Source organism: Tateyamaria sp. (assembly GCF_039940735.1).
Taxonomy (GTDB): Bacteria; Pseudomonadota; Alphaproteobacteria; order Rhodobacterales; family Rhodobacteraceae; genus Tateyamaria.
The window spans coordinates 1-8,640 of record NZ_JBDVGB010000011.1; the positions used below are offsets into that span (position 1 = coordinate 1).

Annotated in this window: 6 protein-coding genes and 1 pseudogene; 3 read left to right on the plus strand and 4 right to left on the minus strand. The window is 53.8% G+C overall.

All coding sequences use genetic code 11. The features are described from left to right. The 4 genes and pseudogenes from ABJF76_RS01785 to ABJF76_RS01800 all read right to left on the minus strand — a co-directional run. Nucleotides 1–139 (minus strand): formate--tetrahydrofolate ligase (locus tag ABJF76_RS01785; RefSeq protein ID WP_413818795.1); only part of this gene is annotated, 139 nt, incomplete at its 3' end. 32 nt (nt 140–171) lie between these two features. Continuing rightward, nucleotides 172–2,949: a formate dehydrogenase subunit alpha gene (gene fdhF, locus ABJF76_RS01790; RefSeq protein WP_413822493.1), complete on the minus strand. Its 2,778-nt coding sequence runs from the start codon at nt 2,947–2,949 to the stop codon at nt 172–174. A gap of 3 nt (nt 2,950–2,952) precedes the next feature. Next, nucleotides 2,953–4,638 (minus strand): NAD(P)H-dependent oxidoreductase subunit E, encoded by a 1,686-nt coding sequence (locus tag ABJF76_RS01795; protein WP_413818784.1) that lies wholly within the window; start codon nt 4,636–4,638, stop codon nt 2,953–2,955. A 248-nt stretch (nt 4,639–4,886) separates the two neighbouring features. Then, nucleotides 4,887–5,033, minus strand: a pseudogene (locus ABJF76_RS01800) (IS3 family transposase); the annotation flags it as partial. A gap of 181 nt (nt 5,034–5,214) precedes the next feature. Here ABJF76_RS01800 and ABJF76_RS01805 point away from each other — a divergent pair. From ABJF76_RS01805 to ABJF76_RS01815, 3 genes are all read left to right on the plus strand, one after another. Beyond that, nucleotides 5,215–6,264: a replication initiator protein A gene (locus ABJF76_RS01805; RefSeq protein WP_413818785.1), complete on the plus strand. Its 1,050-nt coding sequence runs from the start codon at nt 5,215–5,217 to the stop codon at nt 6,262–6,264. Between the two features lie 648 nt (nt 6,265–6,912). Continuing rightward, nucleotides 6,913–7,263, plus strand: a complete 351-nt coding sequence (locus tag ABJF76_RS01810; RefSeq protein WP_413818786.1) for a TA system antitoxin ParD family protein — start codon at nt 6,913–6,915, stop codon at nt 7,261–7,263. Nucleotides 7,264–7,265: 2 nt separating this feature from the next. Next, nucleotides 7,266–7,865 (plus strand): zeta toxin family protein, encoded by a 600-nt coding sequence (locus tag ABJF76_RS01815; protein WP_413818787.1) that lies wholly within the window; start codon nt 7,266–7,268, stop codon nt 7,863–7,865. Nucleotides 7,866–8,640: the final 775 nt, after the last annotated feature.

Consider the following 8,640-nt stretch of genomic DNA (forward strand, 5'->3'; position numbering starts at 1 on the left):
TGAAGTCTTGGCTGACTTTAGCCTTGTCGTGGCCGTAGGGCAGCAGGTCGGCGCTTGCGATACCAATCTTGGCGCCAATCTCTTGGATCGGCTTCTTGTCCGCTTCGCGTGCAATTTCAATGTCAGTTTTATAGGCCATGAACGTAAGTCCTGTTGGATGAGGCAGGCTGATTATTCAGCTGCGATTTTTGTGACTGGTTCGACCCGGACGGCCGAGAATTTGAACTCCGGGATCTTTCCGTAAGGGTCGATGGCTGGATTGGTCAGAACGTTCGCCGCCGCTTCGACGTAAGCGAAGGGCACAAACACCATGTCTTCGGACACAGCGCGGTCTGCACGCGCCATAATGTCGATGGAACCGCGCCGGGTTGTCAGGCGCAACATGTCACCTGGCTCGACCCCAAGGGCGCGCAGCGTTTTAGGGTGCAGCGAACAGTTCGCTTCGGGTTCAACCGCATCCAACACGCGCGCCCGGCGGGTCATCGACCCAGTGTGCCAGTGTTCAAGTTGGCGGCCCGTGGTCATAATCATCGGATATTCCGCATCCGGTGCTTCATCCGGGGGAATGACCGAGGCAGGTGTGAACCGCGCACGCCCATCTGGCCGGGGGAACCCATCACCAAACACAACGGCTTGGCCCGGATCTGTGGGGCTGAGCGAGGGGTACGTCACGGTTTCTGTTTCGAGCCGATCCCACGTGATGTTATCGAGCGAGCTCATGACTTGTTTCATCTCGGCGAACACTTGGGACACGTCCGTGTATTCCCAATTTAGTCCAAGGCGTTGACCCAATTCGACGGTGATTTGCCAATCTTCACGCGCCTCGCCCGGTGGTGGCACGGCGGGGCGCACGCGTTGCACTTGCCGGTTGGTATTGCTGACCGTACCATTCTTTTCATAAAGCGCAGAGGCCGGCAGGATTACATCCGCAAAACATGCCGTTTCCGTCAAAAAGATGTCCTGCACCACGAGGCATTCTAGCTTGGCAAAAGCCTCGCGGGCATGTTCGACATCGGGGTCAGACATCGCAGGGTTTTCGCCCTGAATGTACATGCCTTTGATGTTTCCAGCATAGGCTTGGTCCACGATTTCCGTGACGGTCAGGCCCTTTTGGTTCGACCAGTCTTCGTCCCTCCCCCAAACGCTAAAGATGTCTTCGCGCACAGTTTCATCTGTGACGGATCGGTAATCAGGCACAAACATCGGGATCAAACCCGCATCTGACGCACCTTGAACGTTGTTTTGGCCGCGCAATGGATGCAAGCCAGAACCGGGGCGACCCACCTGCCCGGTCATCAACGCAAGGCTGATCAGACAGCGCGAATTGTCGGTGCCATGGATGTGCTGGCTGACGCCCATGCCCCAGAATATCATACCCGCCTTGGCCCCCGCAAAGGTACGGGCCACATCGCGGATCACATCCGGTGCAATGCCGCAAATCGGTTCCATCGCTTCGGGTGTGAATGCCTTGAGGTGCTCTTTTTCGGCTTCCCAGTTTTCGGTGTAGGCATCGATATATTGCTGATCGAACAAGCCTTCCTCGACGATCACATGCATGATCGCATTCAACATCGACACATCTGCACCGGGGCGGAATTGCAGCATTTGATAGGCAAAGCGTCTCAACCCCTGCCCGCGCGGGTCCATCACGATCAGCTTGCCGCCGTTTTTCACAAACTGTTTAAAATAGGTTGCCGCAACCGGGTGGTTTTCGACCGGGTTGGCCCCGATAACAATCGCGACGTCCGCGTTTTCGATCTCGTTAAAGGTCGCGGTCACAGCACCCGATCCGACGTTCTCAATCAGCGCACTGACCGACGAGGCGTGGCACAAACGCGTGCAGTGATCGACGTTGTTGTGTTTGAACCCTTGGCGGATCAGCTTTTGGAACAGATAGGCTTCTTCGTTGGTGCATTTGGCGCTGCCAAAGCCAGCAACAGATTGTCCGCCATGGGCTTGGCGTAATTTCCCCAGCCCCCCAGCAGCGGCTTGCATTGCTTCTTCCCAACTGGCTTCGCGGAAGTGGGTCAGCACGTCGCCGGGGTCTACGTTCAACCCCTTGGCCGGCGCGTCGTCTCGCCGGATAAGGGGCTTGGTCAGTCGATGTTCGTGGTGGATATAATCAAAACCAAATCGGCCTTTGACACACAACCGACCCTCGTTTGCCGGGCCATTGATGCCCTCGACATATTTAACCTTGTTGTCCTTAACCTTGAGCGACACTTTACAACCCACACCGCAAAACGGGCAGACGCTTTCGGTTTCGGTGTCAAAATCGTTGCTGTCACCAACCTGATATTCATCGACCACCGTGGCTGGCATCAACGCACCCGTTGGGCAGGCCTGCACGCATTCGCCGCAGGCCACACAGGTGCTGTCACCCATCGGGTCTGCAAAATCAAAGGTTGGATGGGCATCGTGCCCACGCCCAGCCATCCCGATCACATCGTTGACCTGCACTTCGCGGCAGGCGCGCACGCACAGCCCGCATTGAATGCATGCGTCTAAATTGACGCTCATCGCCACATGGCTGTCGTCAAACAGCGGAATGCGGCCCTCTTCCAACTTGGGAAAGCGACTTTGGTCGATACCGTTGGCATCCGCCATATCCCAAAGGTGGCTGGATTTGTCGTGCGATTGATCGCGTTCAGGTTGGTCCGCGACCAACATTTCGACCACCATCTTGCGCGCGTTTTCGGCACGGGCTGAATTGGTGGTGACCACCATGCCGTCGGCAGGTTCGCGGATACAAGAGGCGGCCAAGGTCCGTTCGCCCTCAATCTCGACCATGCAGGCGCGGCAATTGCCATCCGGGCGATACCCCGGTGCAGGTTTGTGGCACAGGTGCGGAATAACCAAACCCCGGCCATTTGCGACCTCCCAAATGGTCGTGTCGGCATCGGCTGTGACGGTTTCGCCGTCCAGCGTAAAGGTGATCTGTTCGCTCATGTCCTAAACCTCATCCGCAAAATGTCTGATGGTCAGCCGGATGGGATTTGGCGCTGCTTGGCCAAGGCCACAAATCGAGGCATCAACCATTGCTTGGCTTAATTCTTCGAGCAGCGGTTGATCCCATTGATCGGCTTGCATCAATTTGACCGCTTTTTCGCAGCCCACACGGCACGGTGTGCATTGGCCACAGCTTTCGTCCTCAAAGAACTTCAGCATGTTAAGCGCAGCATCGCGCGCCTTGTCGTGGTCGCTTAGGATCACGATCGCGGCTGATCCGATAAAGGTGCCATGCGCCTGAAGTGTGTCAAAATCCATCGGTACGTCATTGATCGATGCAGGCAACAACCCCGCAGAAGGACCCCCCGGCTGGTACGCCTTGAAGGTGTGCCCCTCAAGCATCCCACCAGCGGCATCGATCAGATCGATAATCGTAGAACCAGCAGGTAACAAATAGACCCCCGGCGCGCTGACCCGCCCCGAGATCGAATAACTGCGCAACCCAGTGCGCCCATTCTTTTCGACGCCGTTCAACACCTCGGGGCCCTCGCGGCACACTCGCGCAACCCACAGCAAGGTTTCAACATTGTGCACCAATGTGGGTCGGTCGAATATTCCGACCTGCGCCACAAAGGGCGGGCGGTGACGCGGCAACCCTCGCTTGCCCTCGATGCTTTCGATCATCGCAGATTCTTCACCGCAGATGTAAGCGCCCGCGCCGCGCCGCAGATCGATATAACCCGGGGCCACGATGCCTGCGGCTTCTAACGCCGCGATTTCAGTACGCAGAATATGCAAAACAGCCGGATATTCGTCTCGCATATAGATAAAGCAGGTTTCCGCCTCGACGGCCCATGCCGCGATCAACATACCCTCAAGAAACAGATGCGGCGTGCGTTCTAGGTAATAACGGTCTTTGAACGTGCCCGGCTCGCCCTCATCCCCATTTACGGCCAGGTAACGGGTTCCAGAATTGGCGCGCACAAAACCCCACTTTTTTCCCGACGGGAAACCCGCGCCGCCAAGACCGCGTAAGCCCGAGGCGAGAATCGTATCTTGAACTTGCTCCCAATCGCCTGAGGCACGCAGAGATCTTAGCGTTTCATAACCACCACCCGAAACGTACACGTCGAAACCTTCGTAAGCCGGGATGTCCGCATGCGTGTGCCCTGCCGCAATGGCAGCGTTTACCTTTTCCGGCGTAGCGTGATCGATATGATGATGGCCGAGTTCCAAAACAGGCGCTGTATCGCAGCGCCCCATACAAGGCGCACGCAAAACACGCACCTCTGACGCATCAAGCCCGTCTTCAAGCGCCGCCTTAAGTTGCTGCGCGCCGGCCAACTCACAAGACAAGGAATCGCACACACGGATCGTCAGACTTGGCGGCGGGGCCTCGTCTTCCTTCACCACATCAAAGTGCGCATAGAACGTCGCGACTTCCCAAATCTCTGCCATCGACAGGCGCATTTCTTCCGCCAATGCGCGCATATGAGCGGCGGACAAATGGCCATAGGCATCCTGAATAAGGTGTAGAAATTCGATCAACAGATCGCGTCGCAGCGGGCCTTCGCCAGTCAGGCCAAGCACCTCAGCCTGCGCCTGATCATCCAACTGCCGACCTTTCGGCGTGTGCCTGCCACGTCCCTTCCCAGATTTCCAAACACCTTTGCGATCTTCAAACGCCATAGTCGAATCTTCCATCCATCGTCTGCAAGTCGCAGCCATGTTTACTATGGTGAATATTTTTTGCATTTGCGTCAATCCGCAAATGCGATGTGCACCAGTTTTTGTCTGGATGCTGACTAGGCTTTCTTCTCAGTCTTTTTTTGAAGGATGCCGCGTTGACAGGTCTTGTCCCGCTTTTATGCCGCGCCAAGTGCTCGTTTAAGCCACCTTCCGTTCGAATGCGACGCAGTTTTTCCAGACCAATGCTGAGTGTCGACGGCGGCATTATCGTAGCAATTGTCTTTTAAAGAAATGGGCACCTTAAACCCGTTCTGCCGCCGGAGCTTCTGGTAGTCGTGTGAACAATATTGCGACCCACGGTCTCTATGATGGATGCAGTCTTTGGGCGGTAACCTGCCAATCACCACCTGCGCGTTTACCTCGCCTATGTGGGACATCAAAATATCAGCAGCTGAACGCCTCGCAGCTTGGCCTCCCTCATGGGCTGCCCAACCAGCTATGGGATTTTTCGGTATATCGGGAACAAAAAACTCGGTATAACGGGAACAACTTAGATTCGGTACATCAGGAACAGCTTTGTCAGATAAACAGGTAGATTTCTTTTTGGACCAGCTTGCTGACGCGCCTATCAAAGATGAGCGTGCCCTAATGGAGTTTCCGTTCTTCTCGCTACAAAAGCGCCCTCGCAAGACGCCGTTTATCTTTGACGATGGCAGTGTGCGGATTGAAATCCAGCCAGGGCCCAAAGGCATTGCCACGATATGGGACAAAGATATCCTTATCTATCTGACATCATTGGTAAATGATCGGATAGAAACAGGAACTGATGCCGACCGAACCATCCAGTTTTCAGCACATGATTTCCTCAAAGTAACCGGCCGCGGCACTGGGAAACGCGCCTATGAGCTCTTTCTGGATGCCCTTCTCAGATTGCGCTCCACCAACATCATGACCAATGTCGAAGCTGGCGGTGAACGCGAACGTCGTGGCTTTGGCTGGATCGAAGACTGGCGCGTTGTAGAGCGCACGAATCGCAATGGCGAGCGCGTCATGGGTGCTGTCGAAGTGACCATGAACCGCTGGATGTTCAACGCCATCGTCAAAGATCGGCGTGTTCTGACCATCAACAGAGACTATTTCCGCCTGTCGAAAGGACTAGAGCGTCGTCTGTATGAGCTTGCCCGCAAACACGTCGGACGCCAGCCAGAATGGTATGTCGGTGTCAAACGTCTTGCTGAAAAATGTGGCTCGATCGACACCGAGCGTAAGTTTAAGTTTCGCATTAACGAAATCTCGGAGCTAGACACGATCCCAGATTACCACATGGAGATCGTTGAACCTTCTCAAGTGTCTACACCTTTTAAAACCAAGGGGAAACAAGCTCTTGTGAGGTTCCGGCCAAAATTTGATGTTGTAGATGTTCCCGTTGTACCGAATCACATGGATTTGAACGTTTCTCACGCGACAATGGTCAAAGTGAAGCACAAATATCCCGAGTATGACGTTGGATATATCCTTGAAACTTGGAGGCAATGGGCCGTCTCAAAGGATCAGCCGGTCAAGAATGCCAATTCGGCGTTCACTGCCTTCGCAAAAACCTATGTAGAAGCCAATCCACTGTACTAGCTCGGTACATCGGGAACATTTCCTCGGTACATCAAGAACGTTCGATTCGGTATATCAGGAACACAAGTTCGGTACATCAAGAACGGATAATCGGTACATTAGGAACAAAATATTGACTTAGGGCGCTGATTTGTAAGCAAGAACAACTTAGCCTAACACTTAAACAAACATAACCATATTTCTAACAGAAATAACCCAACGAGAACGTCAGCTCTCAACATCCAGCGCGTACAGATACCTCGGAATGCTTAGAATAAGTAGAAAACAGACGTTTCAGACAGATGTTCCTGATATACTAAAAGCAGGTCTTCTGACACGAAAAGAGCTGCAAGATATCAAGGATGTATTACTACTTCAGGTTTGGGCACTGCCCCGTTCAGTTGATGAGCCACCGTTGCTCTAGATAGGGCCGCGAAATGCATTCCAATCCAGAACCTTTCATCAAAGCTGCAACTGATCAAATAATCAGGACCGCGTTATTTCCAGAACCTCTCTTCTACTTTTGCTCATATCGCATCTGCTATGACTGGATCTGCCCTCCAGGCGAAGATGGCGTCAGGAACAGTCATTTACTGGACATTCATCGACTTATTGCCATATAAGAGACGAGGGTAGCATTTTGCTACCTTTTCTATGAATGGAGTTGTAATGGCCCAATCTATCAAGCTCTCAGATGACGTCATGTCTGTCGTACGCCGTGAGTCCGGTTTGCAGAGCCGGTCCGTTGCGGGGCAAATCACCCATTGGATCAACATCGGTCGCGCAATCGAGCAATCGAGCACGTTTGATTATCATCACATCAATGCCGCCCTTGCAGGCGAGCGTTCTCCAGATGAGTTAAGTGCCGAAGAGCAAGAAGTCTGGTTTGCGCAGTTCGGGGAAGATATGACCTCTCCGTCGGATCAAGAAGAAGCCTTCTTTGTGCAGCGTCGTCAGTTGGGCCGTGGTGTTGGACTGAATGACAAAGGTGAGTTGGTCTATCCCGAGGCCGCAGCCTAAACGTGGCCCCTGCCCCACGTCCAACACTCGTGATGCTGGCGGGTCCAAACGGATCAGGCAAATCCACGCTTTACGAGACGCGAATCGCGCCAAAATTTGCAGTGCCGTTTATCAATGCTGACATCATCCAGCGCGATGAGCTTAAAGACGGCGATTTGAACGCAGCCTACGAAGCTGCACAAGTCGCCACCGAGCGCCGCACGTCCTTGATGGCCGACCGCGAGAGCTTTGCCACGGAAACCGTGTTTTCTCATTCCTCTAAGCTTGGTCTGATCACCCAAGCCAAAACCCTTGGGTATCGCGTCATGACGTTTCATATCTCTGTCGCGCATCCCGACCTATCCGTCGCGCGCGTGGGTGAGCGGGTCATTGAGGGTGGCCATCCGGTGCCCGAAGAGAAAATCAGAAACCGATACGATCGATCTGGTCCCTTGATCCGCCAAGCCATTTTGAGCAGTGACATCGGCCATATCTTTGATAATTCCCAGCTGAACCAACCGCCGGTGCGGGCGTTGTCATTCACAAACGGAACCCTCACCTTTGCCTTGCCGCGGCTTCCCGATTGGGTGCTCGATCTCTACGGGGATGATCTAGTTTTTTAGAGCACGTTGCTCATGGGCCCATCCGCGCCTGCGCTTAGTATTTGGCTTTGAGTTCTTTGATCACGTCATCAAGGCAGGACCAGAACAAAATCCCGAATTGCCTTAAGGCCACTGCAGGATCCGAACTGATGCCAAGATGGTCTTGCTCTTTGCACATGTGGTCCGTGTCGTATGATATTTATCGTGTGTTGCTTGCAGTATATCGCGTGTCGCGTGGTGGTAGAAAATATTGCTGGGCGTGTTGAAGCGGGATGCTCTCCACTTAAGACGCCTCACGGGAGAGCTACACTAGACATCGCGTGCGTTTTGGGTGGGTTTTCTTATATGATATCGCAAGTAGAGGGCGAGATTGCTACTCAGAGGCCGTGAGCGACGCTTTAAGGGCATGTCTGCTCAGCGGTAGCCCCCCTCTCTCAGCCAATTAGGCGCTCAGGGGCTCAGGACCTCAATTCTACATCCCGCGCGAGGGAGATAAATTGCCTCGTCCCGAGCCGCGATCCTCAGGGGCGCCAGGAGCGCGGCGAAACTGGCGGGATAAAGCTCAGCTACCCGATTTAACAATCGTATAGGTTGTGCCTCAATATTATAAATGCGTCAAAACTAAACAGGCTGCATGAAGTTGGCAGAAAAATTGGGAGCCTTTATTCGCATCCCGTCTCGACGCCACTTATCTGATCTGGAGCGATTGGAAATCGTCCGCGAAACTCTCGAAGGAGTTTCAACTGGCGTGTTGGCAAAGCGTTTCGATGTGACTGTACAGAACGGGTTGAACACT